Raw genomic sequence first — 17666 nt, forward strand, 5'->3', positions numbered from 1 at the left:
AATGAGGAGACTTAAGATTTGAAGCCAAATGATAAATATCTGATCAAGCTTTGGATACCGGCAATTATTATCGGCTTGTTAGCCATATATAGTATTTTCGCAAGCGGAAATTTTGGTATTATCCTGATCCCCGTTGTTGTCGCGATTGTATTTATGGTACTTAAAATTAGGAGTAAAAATGGTGTGGCCAAAGCGCTTCAACATGAAGATCCATCCAGGTTAATAGACACGATCGTAAAACCATTGAAATCTTCCAATTCTCAAAAGAAAACAGCGGAATGTTTGATGGCTTACAATACGGCTATCTCATATGTATTATACGGAGAATACAAGCAGGCCGAAGACGTGATGAGCAGGGTGGATTGGGCCTCCAAAGAGCCGATGTTTCAATCATTGGACCGGAGTATTAAGAGTTTAATTCACTTGTTTAGCGGCAACATTCATTTAGGGCTGTCCGAAGCCCGTCAAGCGAGAGCTTTAGCCACGACATCAGCGTTTCCGGGGGCTCAAAAAAGTATCGATACCTATGAGGCGTACATACAAATCGGGCAAATCCTTGCCGGGATATGTCATGACGAAATGTTACATAGTTTGGAGGCAAAGCAGCAGAAGCTGCCGCTTATTCCCGCTTTGATTGTCGCATGGGGGTTAGTGAATGGATATCACGAGAGAAATGAACTGGAGCAATACCGCCGTATGGTTGAATTTTGCGAAAATAACGCGCCCCATTGTCATCCATTAAGACGTTTGGTTTCTGTAAATGGGGATTAGGGAGACACTAGTGTGCAGGTGCAACCGTAAAGCGAATCCTAACGGACTCCAGCGCCGCTATTTCGATGAAATCAACAGTTTTCAAAGTGTAACGGACACCACAGACCTTATTCGGCATTTTTGAGCACGTATCCGGCCATTTTCGAGCAAATAGCGCCTCCCCAGTCCGTTAGAAATCAGAGCGGCGATTTTTCAGGCAAATAAGGTCGCTCCTGTCCGTTAGCCTCGCCCATGCGGCCGGATCTGCCGTTTAGAGTAGCCTGTCATCCGCTCCATGGTCCACCGGGGCTAAAATGCCAAAAAACCGGACGAAGGTGTCCGGTTTTTGCATGTTAGGCGATCAAGCAACATCCGCCGCAGTCCAACTGGAGTCCAACCGCAGCCAACCGCGGCCCCACTCTCCCCGAGCCGAAATCCATTAAGCGGATTGCGCAGCAGTACCAGTACCGCTTTTTCTTAGGAGCAGGTAGCACAACGTAAATGACAAGACAATCGCAATGATCATGCCGGAGATGGCATATACGAAATATGGCCCGATGTAAGCCGGAATGCTAAAGATGCTCGAAAGTACGTATCCATACAATCTGACGCCAAAGAAACTGATAAATGCCGAAGCGACGGAACTGGCGATGATTGCTGATAGAAACGCTTTTTTATATTTTGCCAAAACCCCGAACAGGGCGGGCTCCGTGATGCCCAGCAGTCCGGAAATCGCGGCCGAGACGATAATTGACTTCTCTTTTGGCGTATTGACTTTGAAGTACACGGCGAAGGTAGCGCCTACAATGGAGAAGTTGGCCATACACATCATGGGCATCAGCATATCGTAGCCCTGGGTGGCGAAATTTTGCAGAGCGATGGGAGTCATGGCATGGTGCATCCCCGTAAATACGGCCAGCGGACGAATCGCCCCCACAACAACCCCGGCCACAATAGGCGAGATATCAAACAATCCTTGAACGACCCAAGCTAACCCGTTCCCCAAATAGATTCCGATGGGACCGATTACCGACAAGGCCAGAAAACCGGAAATAAACAGCGTCAAAGTAGGCGTAACAACCGTTTTGAGCACTTCCGGGATAAATTTGTTTACGATTTTATGAACATAACTCATCAACCATACCGCAAAAATAATCGGAATGACCGTACCTGTGTAATTAAAAACAGGGATCGGGATGAAGCCCATAAAAAGAAATTGCGATATTTCGCCGGCTTTGGCCGCGTCCACCATCGTTGGGAACATGATGGTGGCGGCGATGGCGATCGCCAAATATTCATTGGTTTTAAAAATTTTAGCTGCCGATGCCGCCAGGAAGAACGGTAAAAAGGTAAACACGCCGCTGGCCATCATGTTGATAATTTGCACGGTTTGGCTTTGATCCGATATGATCCCCAGCGCCGACAATCCGGCAAGCAGCCCTTTGATCATACCGGCCCCGGCGATCGCAGGCACGATCGGACCAAACACTCCCGATACGATATTCATAAATACCGTAACGAAATCTTGTTTCTTTCCGGCTTGTCCGGCTTCGGCGGGGTCCTTGTCGGAAATCTTTAAATCACCGGCCAGAACATTAAAATATTCGCTGACTTTGGGACCCAGCACGATCTGGAATTGATCGTTGTTAAATTGCGCGCCCAAGACGGGATCCAGCTCTTTGATTTTCTCGATGTCCACTTTGCTTTTATCTTTTAAAGTAAACCGGAGCCTGGTCATGCAATGCCAAGCGTTGTCAATATTGCCCTCCCCGCCGACCCTGGAAATGATATCCTGTACGACTTGTTCTTTACTCATGCAAAATTCTCCTGTCTGGAATAAGTTTTGGTTCCGTTTACAACCTGAATAGTAACACAAACATTCTTTGGATAAAAGCAGTCCAAAATTCAATAATTTTTCTAATAAACGTTGATTTGACAAGGTTTTTGTGATGTAAATATTAAAATTGGACTGGTTTATTTTATTTTTGAACGCTTTTTGCCGACCAAATTGATTCCCCGCTTTAAACATGTTTCAATGGACTAAGAAATTACAGAAAAGAGGAATAGCATGATCCCTTCCCTAATTACCGATGTTGAATGTTTTGTGGTTAAACCCGACCGGCATAATCTCGTAGTTGTTAAGGTAACCACGGATAGAAACATAACCGGATATGGCTGCGCGACTTTTCAACAGCGTCCCAAAGCCGTTCAAGTGATGGTAGAAGAGTACCTCAAACCCATACTAGTGGGGAAAGACGCTAATCATATTGAGGATTTATGGCATATGATGATGGTTAACGGGTATTGGCGCAATGGACCGGTCACCAATAATGCCATTTCCGGCGTGGATATGGCCTTGTGGGATATCAAGGGGAAGCTTGCCGGCATGCCTTTATACCAGCTGTTTGGCGGAAAATCCAGGGACGCGATTCCCGCTTATACGCATGCGGTTGCCGATAACATCGAAGACTTGTATATAGAGATCGACGGCCTCTTGGAACAAGGGTATAAACATATCCGCTGCCAGCTTGGCTTCTACGGAGGGAATCCGACACGTCTGCACGTCCCGGAAAATTGCACGGAAGGGTCTTATTTTGATCAAGACGAGTATATGGAAACAACGATAAAGATGTTTTCATTGCTAAGGCAAAAATACGGCAATCAGTTCCACATTTTGCATGATGTGCATGAGCGCCTTTTTCCTAACCAAGCGGTGCAATTTGCCAAGGAAGTTGAGCGGTACAAGCCTTACTTTATCGAGGACCTGTTGCCGCCCGATCAGAACGAATGGCTGAGCCAGATTCGGACGCAAACTTCAACGCCGATTGCCACCGGGGAATTGTTTAACAATCCTTTGGAATGGAAAAGCCTGATTGTCAACCGGCAGATCGATTTTCTTCGCTGCCATGTCTCGCAAATCGGCGGAATTACGCCCGCGCTGAAGCTCGGAGCCTTATGTGAGGCTTTCGGCGTCCGGATCGCTTGGCACACTCCGTCGGATATATCTCCGATTGGCGCCGCTGTCAATACGCATCTTAATATACACCTGCACAGCGCGGCCATCCAGGAAAATATTCCGATCAAGGAGCGTACGCGCAGCCTTTTTTCGCCGATTTTTGATGCCAGAGACGGTTATATCTATCCGATCGATTTGCCGGGTATCGGAGTGGATTTCAATGAACCGATGGTCGGAAAATATCCCGTCGAGTATAGAATGCATGAATGGACGCAGGCGAGAATACCGGACGGGACGATCGTGACACCTTGATGAGCGCCCGTTCTTATTGCGTTCTTCTTTTATGATGCTCATTGTTAAACGCCGTAAAATAGGTGCATCTATAATCGATGGCGACAATTTCGCTGGTTTCAAAAATTTTGCCGTTGCTTAAGATGCCGCGGCTTGAGATTTTCATGGCCGGGCTTTTTCTTTTTTGCTGCAAGAGCATGGCTTGTTCTTTATTTAGCGCGATGGCCTCGTAAGTGTTGAGATAGTGGGAGATGGTATATTTGTGCTTTAACACATACGATTGGATCGATTGTTCGGCATCCTGAGGCGTAAGGGTGGGGAACAGCGCGACCGGCAATCTGGATCTCTCAATTTGCATGGCGCGATAATTCACGATTCTTAACCTGCAGTACACCCATACTTCATCATTGCCGGTAATTCCGAAAATTTGCTGGTCTTCGGGACTGGCCGGTTGTTTTTGCAATTCGATGACTTTGGATTTTATACTAGAGTAGGGGTTTTCGGTCAAAGAATTGTAAATTAACGGACTGGTTTGCAGATTTTTATTCAAAAAAATACCCGAGCCTTGAATGACATTCACCATGCCCATGTCTTTAAGCTTTTTAATCGATTCTTGGATCGTATATCTGGAAACCTTGTATTGTGCCGCCAGTTCCCGCTCGGTTGGCAGTTTCCAATCGGGATAATAGTTCTGGTAGATTTTGCTCAGCAAATCGTTAATGACAAATTCTTTCTTGTTCATGAAGGGCTCCTCCTAAACGCATGAATCAAGGCTGTTGATTTCCCCTCAAGTATAACTCAGATTCATAGATTAGATCAGGAGGTAAAACAGATGTTTTTTAAACGCAAGAAAAAAGAGGAAAACCTGCCGTACCTGGATATTCCATCCCCTCTGCCGGGGAAAATCATACCTTTGGATCAAGTGGAGGATGAAGCTTTTTCCAGCAAAGCGATGGGCGAAGGGTTCGCCATTCTTCCCGATTCGGGCAAGGTTGCCGCTCCATTTGCGGGCAAAATCGCCCATATCATGGAGAAAAGCAAACACGCCGTTTTGCTTGAGCATGAATCCGGAGTTCAACTGTTAATTCATGTCGGCATGAATACCGTGGCGCTGAAAGGAGAGGGATTTAAAGCCCATGTAAAGAGCGGCGATCGGGTGAAAAAAGGACAGCTCCTGCTTGAGTTCGATATCGATTTGATCCGCCGGGAGGGATACTCCGTCATTACGCCCGTTGTCGTTCCCGCGGGACAAGAGGCCGTCAAGAGCATCGAACAGATTGATATCGCTCAAGGTTCGCTGGAGGAAACGGTTCTGCGGATTCATTTCTAAATTAACCCTGGAAGGGATGGGGCGGGATGAACATGGGTGAGGCTGAAAAATACCATGTGTTAGCGAGAGGAATTATCTTATCCCATAATTATTTGCTGGTTGCTCATTGTATCGGGATGGATAATAATTCTTGCCGGGAGGGCATGTTGAATTTAATTTTATTGGATTCCTATCGATGATATGGAATTACATCATCTTTTGCCCGCTCCCATCCGGAAAGTGATTAAAAACTACGCAAATCAAGTCAGAGGCCCCTACTTTGAAAGCACATTTGAAGTATAGCAAGTCAAAACCCACTCCAAGGTTTTCGAACCGAGGGTGGGTTTTTGTATTTATGAGTACAAGGAATCTGCGTAAAATATGCATTTACTTATCCGGATATGTAGCCAAACACTTGCTTAAGTGCAAATCAGTGCATTTCATTTTCTCTAAATTTTCATTCTATAGCGTTCGTGTCTTGGTATCCCTGCATGCTGCTTTGCACGATTATCCCTCTTGTTCAGGGGGGAGAGGGGGCTAATCACGGCCCAATCATTTTTCCCGGTGTCTCGCCCCATTTCTCCCGTCAGGTCTGCTTCACTTCTCCAAACCTCCTTCTCACAAACCTGTCTAACGATCTGGAACTAATGATCTCGAACATGTCTGCTGCTCCCAAACCTATTTTCTTCTCCTGAATTTACCTTCCTATCTGCTTCCGGATCAAACGGGATAATCGTGCAAAGCGTCCGGACAGCAGATATTGATCTGCCGATATTTCTTGCCACGATCGGTTACCGGCCCTCCCTGTCAAGCGGCCTTGCCCGGCTTCCTTGAAAGTACGCCGGTAGACGTTTCTTGCGCGCACATCACCCCCGCTCCGCCGCCGCTTGCAGCTCCGAACCCCGGGGCTTCTTCTTGTACTCATTTGGCGTAACCCCCACTTCTTGCTTAAACAGCTTGGAAAAATACGAGTAGTTGGCGTAGCCCACCTTGTTCGCCACCGCATAAACGGACAGATTGGTCGTTTTGAGCAGCTGCTTGGCTGCCGAAATGCGGACCTGGATGACATAGCTTCCCAGCGAAACGCCCGTTTCTTTCTTGAACAGCCGGGCCAGGTAATCCGGGTTAAGGTAGACGACTTCCGCCAGGTCGCTCCGGGTCAGCTCATCCCCGTAATGGGCGTGAATATACTGCTTGATTTCCTCGGCCACGGTTTTCGGCTCGGCGGCGAAATTGCGGTAGGCCATGGCGGTGTTGACCAAATACTTCACATATTCCTCCATGTCCTCAAGCGAGTGCAGGGATTGCGCCAGCAATTGATCATTGGCCCGCCCGGCGTACAATTTATGCGCTTCGATGCCTTTCATCTTAAGAAAAGCATACACCAGCTGCACGATATCGAGCCGGAACAAACTCAGGCTGGCGGTGTCCAGCTTCCTGTGATTCAGCCGGTCCCGGAGATACCGGGACGTTTCCTCCAGAAACGCGGCGGGATCATTTTGGTCAAGCAGCTGCTCCAAACGCGCTAAATCCGGCGGAGCATATTCCGGCCTGCTTGGCGCATAATCGCGTTCGGCCAGGTAGATTTGATTGCGGGTTTTGGCCAGATTTTCGTTCATCGCCACAAGTTGATGCAGGACCGGGCCGATACCCTCCAACTTCCCGGACAACCCAAGGCAGCAGCAAGCGTCGCATTTCAGATATTGGCCGGCCCGTTGAATCAAGCAAGCGCACAACCGCTCCAGCGCCGCCGTTTCCGGCGGCCGGTTCCATTTCAGGATGGCGATCCAGTTGTAGTCTTTGTATTCCAAAATAGTTTCGACGGAAAAACGCGGATCATCCTGCAGCAGCTCATACAGCACATTAAGCAGGGCGAAATCGAACAGCCCTTTCTCCTCCCGGCCCATGCTGCCGCTAAAGGGAAACAGCTGGATCAACACCGGCTGAAAGAGATCGGTCATACGGTAGGAGAGAGGCTGCTCCTCCATCGCCTGGGCCACGGCCGCCGGCTTGACGGGTGCGGGTACGCTTAAGCTTACCAGCTTGCGCCAGAAATACTCGACGATTTTGGCCTGGTTTTTCTGCCAGAAGTATCCCTCCTGAATCGCTTTTTCCTGGTTCTGCTGCTCCTTCGCCCGGGCCGCCGCCTTCTGAATGATCAGCATCAGCTTGTCGAACTCGATCGGCTTGAGAAAATATTCGAAGCTCTGCAGTTCGATCGCTTTTTGCGCATAGTTGAAATCGGCGTAATTGGTCAGAAAAATGGCCTGAACGGCGTATTGCTCCTCCCGGATCCACGCCAGCAGTTCCAGCCCGCTGCCCTGCGGCATTTCGATGTCGGAAATGAGAATTTGCACTGGGTGCTCTTGCAAAATTTCCCGCGCCTGGGCCACGTTGTTCGCCGTATATACGGTTTCGATGCCCAGCGCCCCCCAGTCGATTTTCTTCTCCAAGGCAGTAACGACATAATAGTCGTCGTCCACAACCAACGCGTTCATAAGGCCACACTCCTGTTCGTTCCCGCCGCCACGTTGGCCGGGAGGGATAAAATTACGCAGGCGCCGCCGTCCTCCTTGTTGAAGAACGATACTGCCGCTTGTTTATCGTAAAGGGAGTCCAGTCTCTGCAGCGTGTTCATGATCCCGATACGGGTGCCCGCCGTTTGTTCCAAGGAAACCCCGCTTTGCAATTTCTCCAGAATATCCGGCGGGAACCCGGGCCCGGTATCGGAGATGCGAATCACGAGGCGCTCTTCCCCGGCGTCCAGCTGCAGGCCGGCCGCAAGCTCGATCCGCGCTTCCGCAACCCGGGACACCGCATATTTGACCGCGTTCTCCACGAATGTCTGCAGAACGAGCGGCGGGATTTCGGTTTCCGCCAAATTTTCCTCCTGTTCGATCCGGTAGGCCAGGGCATTTTGATAACGGTGCTGCTGGATCTCGAGATAAATCCGCACATGCTCGATTTCGTCCCCCAGCTTGACGAAGTCCCCGTCGTTTTGGAAGATGTAGCGGAAATATTTCGCGGTCGACAGCGCCATCCGTTCGATTTCCTCGTGCATTTGCATTTGCGCCATGCTGTAGATGGACGTCAGGCAATTCAAGAAAAAATGCGGCTTGATCTGCAGCTTCATATAATCGAGCTGAATCCGCTGCTTTTCCAGCTCCCGTTCGTACAGGTCGATTTTGAATTTTTTGATCTGCCCGATCAGGTTTAAAAACTGCTTGTTCGCTTTCTCCAGCTCAATGATTTTGCTGCCCTGAAACTCCAGCGGTTCGCCTTCTTCTGTCCAAAACGCCAGGTTATAGGAAAAGTTTTTGATCGGCCGCAGCACCTTGTTCCGGAAATACAGCAAAATGAACCCCAGGCTGCAGGTAATGATCACGGCCAAAAGCAGGATCAACAGCTGGGCGATCATGATTTTTTCAAAGGTTCCGAACTGGATGACCAGCTTGACGTGAAAAGTAGCGTTCGTGAACTGCCCATTCACTGTCGTTCCGGCCTGGAACAGGCCCGGGGAGGAAGAGGCCTGCGGAACATCGTTCAGCACCTGGCCCCTGTTGGAAACCGGACTGGTGATGCTCTGTCCGTTCTCGGCGATCAGGGACACGAAGCCGTTCTCCCCGAGATTTATCTCGCGCAGGGGGCGGATCAGGTTATCCGCGGAAACCAGGCTGATCATGTAGCTGTCGTAATAAGGCACAATGTTCGTAATGTAAAACTTACCGTTGACCCGAACCGGCGTCCATTTGGAATAGAGCTTTTCGTAAACGTTCCGATCCTGCCTGGCGTTGGCGATAATCTGTTCCTTCAGCGCCTGGTAATCCGAATAGGAGATGCTGATCGGAGCGCAATTGAGAAAAAACGACTGCTTCTTTAAATACACGAAAAAATTGTATTCCTGTCCGTAATTTTTTTGCAGCTCGGTAAACCGTTTATGCAGATTTTCGTTCGCCTCGAAAAACTCCCGGCTGTTCATCGGGCTCGTAGTCATCGCCTTCAGGCTTTCGTCGTTGGCCAGCGTCCACCCGGTGTAGTGATTGATGTAGGCAAAGTCATGGTTGATGCGGTCCAGGTACAAGCCGGCCGTATCCTGCAAATACCGCGTGGCCTGCTGTTTGACGATCGAGATCGCGGAAATGCTGATGGCAAAGTCCAGGATAAGAACGATGAAGGAAATCAGAAACATGATGTTCACGTAATGCCGGAGCGGATACTGTTTGTTTTCCGTTGGTTTGGCCATGGCTTCCTAGTCGCCGCATCCTTTCCCGCGCTTAGCTTTTCTATGAATGCGCTTTTACGGAGGTTTAACCCTATTATAAAACCTTTGGCCGAAAAAAGAATACGTGAGTCCATGCGGTTTGCGGGAAAAGTCCGGAAAGTGCAAACGAAGGTCTGAATTGCATTATGATTTTTCCGGCCGTAACCATTTATACTGAAGGTGTCCAAAACTACTTACAACATTTGGATTCACAGGCTAAAATACACTTTCGAGGATGGGAGCAGGCGGCTTTCATTCTGAAACGGGGGATGATGCATGAAAAAGCTGAACGACATGGGGCTGGAAATTGCTGAAGATCCGTACCGAAGCGTACAACCGGTATATAGGTGCGGAATAAAAGGAGATGGTCAAAATGGCAAGACGTTTTAAGGCGTTTACGGCATCCGTAGTGGCGGTGCTTATGGCAGCGGTATTTATGGCGGGCAATTTCGCGTATATTCAGCCCGTCCGCGCGGCGAGCCTAGAGGGCGTAACGCAGGCCGCCGGCCCGGTCCCGGACGGCTCGCTGCGGGTCCACTATCAGCGCGCCGATCAGCAATACGGCCATATGGGCCTGTGGTTGTGGGGCGACGTAAAGACGCCGTCCGAGCAGGCCGGCAACTGGCCGGGCGGGGCGGCCGCTTTTGACGGCAACCAAACCACAAGCTACGGGGCTTATCTCGACATCCCGCTCAAGGATAATGCCGCTCATCTTAATTTCATCGTGGTCGACAAGACGAACGGGGTCAAGGAGGGCGGCGATAAGTACGTCGCGTTGACGGCGTCGGGGCCGAAGGAAGTATGGATCAAGGAAGGTTCGGATGAGGTGTATCTCCAGGAGCCGTCCGGGCCGCCTACCGGCGGGCCGGAAGACAGTCAGGCTAATTTTCCCGCATGGTCGCAGGATTCCGTGATTTACGAAGTCAATGTCCGGCAGTTTACGAAAGAAGGCACTTTCGCGGCGTTCGAAGCGCATTTGCCGCGGCTTAAGGAGCTTGGCGCGGAGATTTTGTGGTTGATGCCGATCCACCCGATCTCGCAGGAGAAGCGGGTCGGCACGTTAGGATCGTATTATTCGGTCGCGGACTATAAGGCAGTGAATCCGGAGTTCGGGACGATGGACGATTTCCAGCACCTGGTGGACAAAGCGCACGACATGGGCTTTAAGGTGATGCTGGATTGGGTGGCCAACCACACCGGCTGGGATCACCCGTGGATACAAAATAAATCGTGGTACGTGACCGACGCCGGCGGCAACATCGTCGCTCCGGAAGGCTGGTCGGACGCCGCCGAGCTGAATTACGACAATCGCGACATGCGCGCGGCGATGATCGACGCCATGGTTTATTGGGTAAGGGAAGCGGACATCGACGGCTTCCGGGCCGATTTCGCCTCCGGCGCGCCGCAGGATTTCTGGGAGACGGCGCGGCGGGAACTGGATCGAATCAAGCCGGTTTACATGTTGGCCGAGGACGATACCCAAATTGGATTGCTGCGGCAAGCCTTCAACTCGAACTATAATATGGGGCTGTTCTACAATATCATGAAGCAGATTCCGGGCGGGGGAGTCAGCGCCGCGGATGTCAAAGCTTTTTTGGAGGCCCAGGCGAAAAAATACCCTAGAGGCGCTTACCCGATGAATTACATTACCAACCATGATGCGAACTCGTGGGAAGGCACCGCCTCCGAAATGTTCGGCGGAGCGGAGAACCTGATGGCCGCGCTTAGCTTTACCGTGCCCAGCATGCCGTTGATCTACTCAGGCCAGGAAGCGGGCCTGAACAAACGGCTGCAGTTTTTCGAAAAGGATGAGATCGACTGGAGCGATCTGTCCAAGCAGGATTTTTATAAGCGGCTGATTCAAACCAAACGGGAAAATCCGGCGCTGTGGAACGGCAATGCAGGCGGGCCGATCAAATATTTGGCGGCGGACGACGGGCAGGTGCTGGCGTTTGAGCGGGAGAAAGACGGGAACAAGGTGTTCGTGCTCCTCAACCTGTCGGGGACGGCGCGCACGGCGGCCGTTCGGGCCGGAGCTTCCGCCGGCCGCTATTATGATGTTTTCGGGCAATCTTACACGGATATCGGGGCTGAGCAGAGCTTTACGCTGGCGCCGTGGGGATATCGCATTTTCGCAAAGTCCGAATAGTGACAATAATAGTCCAGTTTACGTTATCGCCCTCTTCCGGCCGGGAGAGGGCGATTTTGTGCGAGCGCATGATCAGGCGAAAAAAAGTCCGGTTAGCGCCTGTTTCCGGTCCGGTAAACGCGCCAGGCGGGGCTTTATACTTAGGTTGTTGGAAGAGTAAGGAGGGGATGTCATGAAATCCGGTTCTCCCGGCCTGGGGCGGACGCTCGGCCGGGTCAAACGCAACGGAGGACTTTATTTGCTGCTGTTGCCCGCGTTTGTGCTTACGCTGCTGTTTGCGTACAAACCGATGTACGGGGTGCTTATCGCCTTCAAGGACTACAGTCCGGCTTTGGGGATCGGGGACAGTCCGTGGGCGGGATTCAAGCATTTCGAGAAATTTTTCAACTCGTATCAATTTTTCACGACGATTAAAAACACAATTGTGATCAGCCTGTACAGCATCGCCACGTTTCCGATTCCGATCGTGCTGGCCTTGATGGTTAACCAGATGCGCCCAAACCGGTTCCGGCGTTTTTTCCAGACGGTCTCGTACATGCCGCATTTCATCTCGACGGTCGTTATGGTCGGGCTGATGCTTATATTGCTCTCCCCAAGCACCGGGCTCGTCGGCAATCTGTACAAATTGTTCGGCGCCGAAGCGCCCGATCTGATAGGCTCGGCCGCCTGGTTCAGCAGCTTGTACGTCTGGTCGGACGTGTGGCAGCATGTCGGGTGGGACAGCATCATTTTTATCGCTGCGCTGTCCACGGTCGATCCGAGCTTGTACGAGGCGGCCACGGTCGACGGGGCCAGCCGCTGGCACAAAATCCGTTACATCGATCTTCCGATGCTGATGCCGACGGCGATTACGCTGCTGATTTTGCGGGTCGGCGGACTGCTTGGGGTCGGGTTTGAAAAGGTGTACCTGATGCAAAACGACCTGAACATTACCGCCAGCGAAATTTTGTCCACGTACATTTACAAAATCGGGCTGCTGAGCAGCCAGTACAGCTTTTCCTCGGCCGTTAACCTGTTCAACACCGTGATCAATTTCTTGCTGCTCATTCTGGTGAACCAGATCTCCAAAAAATACAGCGAGAACAGTCTTTGGTAAAGGAGGGAAAAGAACATGGAATCAGGGCATCCGGAAGCAAGTCCGGCCGCGCAGCCGGTCAACAACCGATCCTCCGACAAGGTGATGGAGGTGGCGCTGTATGTATTCGCGGTCTTGTTTCTGATCATTTTGATGTATCCGCTTTATTTTATCGTCGTCGCCTCCTTCAGCGATCCGTCCGCGGTGGCGAACGGGCAGGTGTGGTTTTATCCCAAGGGCTTCACGCTGGACGGGTACAAGGAGCTGCTGAAGCACGAAAATATTTGGATCGGCTACCGGAACACGATTTTGTATACTGTAGTTGGCACGGCCATCGGCCTGATCGTCAACGTTTCGGCGGCTTATGCGCTGTCGCGCAAAGACCTCGTTGGACGGAAATTTCTCTCTTTGTTTTTTATCTTTACGATGTTTTTCAGCGGCGGGCTGATTCCTACCTTTCTAACGGTCCGCGATTTCCACCTGTACGATACGTTTCTGGTCATGGTTCTGCCGTTTTCCGTCATCGTGTACGACATCATCGTCGCCAGGACCTTTTTTCAGTCGAGCATTCCCGAGGATTTGTGGGAGGCGGCGCAAATCGACGGCTGCGGCAACCTCCGTTATTTCGTCCAAATCGTGCTGCCGCTGTCCAAGGCGATCATCGCGGTGCTGGGACTTTGGATCGCCGTCGGCTACTGGAACTCTTATTTCAATGCCTTGATTTATTTGAAAAATCCCGACCTGCATCCGCTGCAGTTGATCCTGCGGAACATTCTGATCACGAACCAGATGCAGTCCGGCATGGGCACCGGCGAAGCCGCGCAAATCGCGCTCCGGCTGGCCAACCTGATGCGCTATTCCGTCATCATCGTCGCCACCGTGCCGATCATGTGCGTATACCCCTTCCTGCAAAAATACTTCAACCAGGGAGTCATGATCGGCGCGGTAAAAAGTTAGTACAAACCAATGATTAAGGGGGATGCTCTATGAACAAACAAGCCGGTAAATTTGCGGCGAAAAAATGGGTGCCGCTGCTGCTCGCGGCTGCGCTGGCCTTCGGACTCGCCGGCTGCGGCGGCGGCAATGCCGGGAACGCTGGCAGCTCCAAGCCGGACGCGGCGGGCAATTTCAACAAGGAAGGCCTGCCGATCGTAAACGAACCCGTAACACTTAAGGTGCTAACCATGCGCTGGGGCAATATGGGGGATACGTTCACCCAAAACCAGTGGCTCAAGGACCTGGAGACGAACACAAACGTTAAAATCGAATGGCAGGTCGTGTCCTCCAACGACTGGGGCGAACAGAAATCGATCATGCTGGCTAGCGGCTCGCTGCCGGACATCATCCTGGGCGATCAGACCTTTTCCGATTCCGATATCGTCAACAACTTAAGTTACTTCCGCCCGCTCGACGATTACATCGACCAGTACATGCCGAACCTCAAGGCGGCGATGGAGGAGACCCCGGAGCTGAAAAAAATCAGCACATTCCCGGACGGCAAAATCTACTCCCTGCCAACCCGGCTGCCTTCGCGCCCGAAAACGAAAAACCAGCCGGTGATCAACAAAGTCTGGCTCGACAAATTGGGGCTGCAGGTTCCCGATACGGTCGACGATCTTTACAACGTGCTGAAAGCGTTTAAGGAGCGGGACCCGAACGGCAACGGGAAGCAGGATGAGATTCCCTATACCGAAACCGGGCTGGCCCCGGATTTCCTGAATCCGTTCGGCATCACCGACATCAACGCCAACAGCATGCTGGTGAAGGACGGCAAACCCGTCTTTTACCCGGTCAGCGAGGAATACAAGGAAGGCCTCAAATACGCGCATAAACTGTACGCGGAGGGCTTGATCGACAAAGAGCTGTTCACCCAGGACGCCACGATGACATCGGCCAAGCAGCAAAACGCCGATGTTCCGATCGTCGGGTTTACGAACCAGTGGACGCCGGACGCGGTATTCGGCAAATGGAACGGTCAATACGCGGCCATTCCGCCGCTCGCCGGGCCGGACGGGAAACGTTACAATCCGGGCAATCCGAACGGGATGAGCTTTAACCGCAACGAACTGCTGATCACGACGTCGTGCAAATATCCGGAGGTGGCCGCCCGCTGGGCCGACCAGTTCTACACTAACGAAGCGAGCATTCAAAATTTCTGGGGCGCGATCGGCACGGTCATCCGGAAAAACGACGACGGAACCTACACGCTGATGGACCCGCCCGAAGGCACCAGCGCCGATGCCTGGTACTGGGAGCAGTCTTTGCGCGATTTCGGCCCGAAATACGTCAGCCCGTCCTTCGAGAAAAACATCGTCCTGAACCCCGAAGCCGGCGACGGTCTGAAGCTGGAGATCGACAAAATGGGCAGCGAATACGTCACTACGCCGTTCCCGAACGTCATGTATACGGCCGAGGAATTCCAGGAGCTGCCGACCCTGACGACCGATATCGACAGTTATGTGGCGGCGATGCGCGCCCAGTGGGTTACGAAAGGCGGCATCGATGAAGAATGGGAGGCTTACGTGAAGAAGCTGAACGACATGGGCCTGGACAAACTGATGAAAATCCGCACCGCCGCGTACGACCGCTATATGAACGTGAAATAAACGGCGGCGCGGCTGTAAGATTATAACGCCTTGACCTTAGAAGAGAATGATCTAAGGTCAGGGCGTTTTTCCGTGTGATGGTATCGGGAGTACCTCGAATGCTATACTGTTAAATGAAGCCGGATCTGCGGCAGTGACCGGGCGGCAGAATCCCCACGGCTTCAATATTGCGGTCGATGCCGCCAATCTATTGGATTTTTCCAAGCGGGATGGTGCATGAAAGGCTGAAGCTAGGACGGTGGTTTGTTTGCTATCCAGACTCGTTAACCTCATCCCTCGGGATTGGCTCGTTTATATGTATAAATACATGCCGTCAAAAAAATTCAAAAACTGGGTCGTTTACCGGACCCAGCATAAATTTATGGTTGCCGTCGTGGGCGTGATCACCAATGAGAAAGGGCAGGTGCTGCTGCTGAAGCACGCATACCGCGAAGATGAGCCGTGGGGCATACCGGGAGGCTGGATGGAGCTGGAGCAGCCGGAAGCCGCGCTGGTCAGGGAAATTTATGAGGAAACCCGATTCAAGCTGCAAATAACGGGACTAGCCAAGGCTATTTATGACAAGAAGCCGGCAAAAGTCGATCTCGTCTTTAGAGGAAACATCGTTGGCGGAACGTTTACTCCCAGCGTTGAAATCTCGGACTATATGTTCTGTGACCCGGGACGCTGGCCACAAGGTCTGCCGGCGCAACAAAAGAAACTGATTCTGGACATCCTCGCCCGCGATTAAATTCCCCCAAAAACAAGAAACCCCCGCCCTGAGATCAGAGCTCGCGGACGGGGGCCGCTATTGCCTTTTTTTCACTACCTGTGTCAATTGTCTTTCACATTGGCGTCCAATTCCCGCAGCGCCTGTTCCAGCACCTGGATGGTAACCGGGTCCGGAAGCCGGTAATCGCTTGGCACTGAGGATACGACTTGGTCCCAAACCTGACCGTCCACGATCACAAGTTTCTCGGTATCGCCGACCGGGCGTGCAAACCACCGGCTGTATTTGTCGCCGCTGACAAAAGAATGTTTTTTCATCCGCGTGCGCCTCCTCTGCGTTTTTGGATGGCGTATTCGTAAACCGCCAAATAATGATCGACCATCTGATTCAGGTCCCAGTGTCTGGCGGCCCATTGCTTGGCGTTCGCCCCCATGCGGAGTCGAAGCTCGTCGTTTTCCAGCAGCATTTTTAAATGATTGCCTAGAGAGTCTATGTCTCCTACCGGATATGTCAACCCCGTCTGCCCGTGGGACACCATCTCCGGCAAGCCGCCGGAATCGCTGACGATCACCGGCAACCCGGCAAGCTGCGCCTCGATGACCGATAAAGGCTGGTTGTCGAGCAGGCTCGGCTGCACGAAAATATCGGCCTGCTGCAGCATTTGCGGCACGTCCTGGCGTTTTCCCCAGAATACGACGTCGTCCTCCAGGCCCAACGCTTTGATCTGGGCGCGCAGCTTCACCTGCATATCCCCTTCGCCGACGATCCAGCACACCCAGTCGCTCCGCTGCTTCTTCAGTCCGGCGAGCGCACCGGTCAGATGATGCGGCGCCTTCAGCTCGATCAGCCGTCCCGCGAACATAATCACTTTCTTGCCTGCCGGCTTGCGAACGTCGGAGGCTTGCTTCATCCGGTCTGTAAAAGCGGCTTGATCGTAACCGTACGGATACAATCTTAGCTTTTGGGCGGGGACGTTGAAGTCCTGGATCAGCATGTTTTTGAGCCAATTGTTGGCGACGATGGTCGCTTCCGGCGAAGACGCGCCGAAATGTTCAAGCGCATGAAAATACGCTTTGGCGACGGGGGTGGTGGAGGATTTGTGAATGGTGCCGAATTGGCGCTCCACTTCTCGGGCCACGCTGCCGTGCAGCGAAGCGACCAGCGCCGCGCCGCCGGACCGGACCCGCTGGATGCAGCCGGAGGCGATGACGTCCTGGGCGTGAATGACGTCGTAACGCTCTACGTTTAAATATGCGGCAGCTAACTCGAACATGTACCGTTCTAGCTCCGTATATAAAACGAGCTGGTTCCGGTGAATGAAGGGATAAGTTTCTTTGCTCAATTTTTCCGCAAGCAGCGGACGAACTTTGCTTTTATGGAACTTGGCTTTGCCGATGATCGAGACGTTAGGGTCCCCCGGATCGCCGCCATTCCCAAGGAGATCGACTTCGTGGCCGCGGGCCTGCAGTTGTTTCTGCAGCTGCTGCATAAAAGGCCAAACGCCGCCGACGTGAGGAACGGCCCAGTAAGTGGCTAACAGGATTTTCATATTCGCAGCCT

General features: G+C 51.9%; 14 protein-coding genes. 8 read left to right on the forward strand and 6 right to left on the reverse strand.

Annotated features, from left to right (window positions below):
* Positions 1-18: 18 nt before the first annotated feature.
* On the forward strand, positions 19-771 hold the full coding sequence (locus DYE26_RS30115; RefSeq protein WP_036620210.1) for a hypothetical protein: 753 nt from the start codon (positions 19-21) through the stop codon (positions 769-771).
* 418 nt (positions 772-1189) lie between these two features.
* Here the strand turns inward: DYE26_RS30115 and DYE26_RS30120 are convergent, their stop codons facing one another.
* Positions 1190-2566, reverse strand: a complete 1377-nt coding sequence (locus DYE26_RS30120; protein WP_036620212.1) for a PTS transporter subunit EIIC — start codon at positions 2564-2566, stop codon at positions 1190-1192.
* A gap of 252 nt (positions 2567-2818) precedes the next feature.
* Between DYE26_RS30120 and DYE26_RS30125 the strand changes: the two genes are divergently transcribed.
* On the forward strand, positions 2819-4018 hold the full coding sequence (locus tag DYE26_RS30125) for an enolase C-terminal domain-like protein (protein ID WP_036620214.1): 1200 nt from the start codon (positions 2819-2821) through the stop codon (positions 4016-4018).
* A gap of 13 nt (positions 4019-4031) precedes the next feature.
* Here the strand turns inward: DYE26_RS30125 and DYE26_RS30130 are convergent, their stop codons facing one another.
* Positions 4032-4739 carry a GntR family transcriptional regulator gene (locus tag DYE26_RS30130; protein ID WP_036620216.1) on the reverse strand — a complete coding sequence of 236 codons (708 nt, stop codon included), beginning with the start codon at positions 4737-4739 and terminating at the stop codon, positions 4032-4034.
* Between the two features lie 90 nt (positions 4740-4829).
* Between DYE26_RS30130 and DYE26_RS30135 the strand changes: the two genes are divergently transcribed.
* Positions 4830-5327 (forward strand): PTS sugar transporter subunit IIA, encoded by a 498-nt coding sequence (locus DYE26_RS30135; protein WP_036620218.1) that lies wholly within the window; start codon positions 4830-4832, stop codon positions 5325-5327.
* An 845-nt stretch (positions 5328-6172) separates the two neighbouring features.
* Here the strand turns inward: DYE26_RS30135 and DYE26_RS30145 are convergent.
* Together DYE26_RS30145 and DYE26_RS30150 are read right to left on the reverse strand one after the other, a co-directional pair.
* Positions 6173-7804 (reverse strand): response regulator transcription factor, encoded by a 1632-nt coding sequence (locus tag DYE26_RS30145; protein WP_036620219.1) that lies wholly within the window; start codon positions 7802-7804, stop codon positions 6173-6175.
* Positions 7801-9549 (reverse strand): sensor histidine kinase, encoded by a 1749-nt coding sequence (locus tag DYE26_RS30150; protein WP_036620222.1) that lies wholly within the window; start codon positions 9547-9549, stop codon positions 7801-7803. Before DYE26_RS30150 ends, DYE26_RS30145 begins: the two co-directional genes overlap by 4 nt.
* Positions 9550-9940: 391 nt before the next feature.
* Between DYE26_RS30150 and DYE26_RS30155 the strand changes: the two genes are divergently transcribed.
* The 5 genes from DYE26_RS30155 to DYE26_RS30175 all read left to right on the forward strand — a co-directional run bounded on the left by DYE26_RS30155 (position 9941) and on the right by DYE26_RS30175 (position 16127).
* Positions 9941-11716, forward strand: coding sequence for an alpha-amylase family glycosyl hydrolase (locus DYE26_RS30155; RefSeq protein WP_051985298.1), 1776 nt, complete (start codon positions 9941-9943; stop codon positions 11714-11716).
* A 172-nt stretch (positions 11717-11888) separates the two neighbouring features.
* A complete protein-coding gene (locus tag DYE26_RS30160) occupies positions 11889-12812 on the forward strand; it encodes an ABC transporter permease (RefSeq protein ID WP_036620224.1) in 924 nt (307 codons plus the stop codon).
* A gap of 15 nt (positions 12813-12827) precedes the next feature.
* Positions 12828-13748 carry a carbohydrate ABC transporter permease gene (locus DYE26_RS30165; protein ID WP_036620226.1) on the forward strand — a complete coding sequence of 307 codons (921 nt, stop codon included), beginning with the start codon at positions 12828-12830 and terminating at the stop codon, positions 13746-13748.
* A 29-nt stretch (positions 13749-13777) separates the two neighbouring features.
* Positions 13778-15397: an extracellular solute-binding protein gene (locus DYE26_RS30170; protein WP_036620227.1), complete on the forward strand. Its 1620-nt coding sequence runs from the start codon at positions 13778-13780 to the stop codon at positions 15395-15397.
* A 295-nt stretch (positions 15398-15692) separates the two neighbouring features.
* Positions 15693-16127, forward strand: coding sequence for an NUDIX hydrolase (locus tag DYE26_RS30175; RefSeq protein ID WP_227872926.1), 435 nt, complete (start codon positions 15693-15695; stop codon positions 16125-16127).
* Between the two features lie 83 nt (positions 16128-16210).
* Here DYE26_RS30175 and DYE26_RS30180 read toward each other — a convergent pair whose 3' ends face one another.
* Both DYE26_RS30180 and DYE26_RS30185 read right to left on the reverse strand, forming a co-directional pair.
* Positions 16211-16423, reverse strand: a complete 213-nt coding sequence (locus DYE26_RS30180) for a hypothetical protein (RefSeq protein ID WP_036620231.1) — start codon at positions 16421-16423, stop codon at positions 16211-16213.
* Positions 16420-17655 (reverse strand): glycosyltransferase family 4 protein, encoded by a 1236-nt coding sequence (locus DYE26_RS30185; RefSeq protein WP_036620234.1) that lies wholly within the window; start codon positions 17653-17655, stop codon positions 16420-16422. Before DYE26_RS30185 ends, DYE26_RS30180 begins: the two co-directional genes overlap by 4 nt.
* Between the last annotated feature and the right edge of the window lie 11 nt (positions 17656-17666).

Origin of the sequence: Paenibacillus macerans (assembly GCF_900454495.1) — a bacterium.
Taxonomy (GTDB): domain Bacteria; phylum Bacillota; class Bacilli; order Paenibacillales; family Paenibacillaceae; genus Fontibacillus; species Fontibacillus macerans.

Excerpts from the sequence above, each read along its gene's own strand:
- DYE26_RS30120 (WP_036620212.1), bottom strand. The coding sequence starts at position 2,566 with ATGAGTAAAGAACAAGTCGTACAGGATATCATTTCCAGGGTCGGCGGG.
- DYE26_RS30125 (WP_036620214.1), top strand. The coding sequence starts at position 2,819 with ATGATCCCTTCCCTAATTACCGATGTTGAATGTTTTGTGGTTAAACCC.
- DYE26_RS30130 (WP_036620216.1), bottom strand. The coding sequence starts at position 4,739 with ATGAACAAGAAAGAATTTGTCATTAACGATTTGCTGAGCAAAATCTAC.
- DYE26_RS30135 (WP_036620218.1), top strand. The coding sequence starts at position 4,830 with ATGTTTTTTAAACGCAAGAAAAAAGAGGAAAACCTGCCGTACCTGGAT.
- DYE26_RS30145 (WP_036620219.1), bottom strand. The coding sequence starts at position 7,804 with ATGAACGCGTTGGTTGTGGACGACGACTATTATGTCGTTACTGCCTTG.
- DYE26_RS30150 (WP_036620222.1), bottom strand. The coding sequence starts at position 9,549 with ATGGCCAAACCAACGGAAAACAAACAGTATCCGCTCCGGCATTACGTG.
- DYE26_RS30155 (WP_051985298.1), top strand. The coding sequence starts at position 9,941 with ATGGCAAGACGTTTTAAGGCGTTTACGGCATCCGTAGTGGCGGTGCTT.
- DYE26_RS30160 (WP_036620224.1), top strand. The coding sequence starts at position 11,889 with ATGAAATCCGGTTCTCCCGGCCTGGGGCGGACGCTCGGCCGGGTCAAA.
- DYE26_RS30165 (WP_036620226.1), top strand. The coding sequence starts at position 12,828 with ATGGAATCAGGGCATCCGGAAGCAAGTCCGGCCGCGCAGCCGGTCAAC.
- DYE26_RS30170 (WP_036620227.1), top strand. The coding sequence starts at position 13,778 with ATGAACAAACAAGCCGGTAAATTTGCGGCGAAAAAATGGGTGCCGCTG.
- DYE26_RS30175 (WP_227872926.1), top strand. The coding sequence starts at position 15,693 with ATGTATAAATACATGCCGTCAAAAAAATTCAAAAACTGGGTCGTTTAC.
- DYE26_RS30180 (WP_036620231.1), bottom strand. The coding sequence starts at position 16,423 with ATGAAAAAACATTCTTTTGTCAGCGGCGACAAATACAGCCGGTGGTTT.
- DYE26_RS30185 (WP_036620234.1), bottom strand. The coding sequence starts at position 17,655 with ATGAAAATCCTGTTAGCCACTTACTGGGCCGTTCCTCACGTCGGCGGC.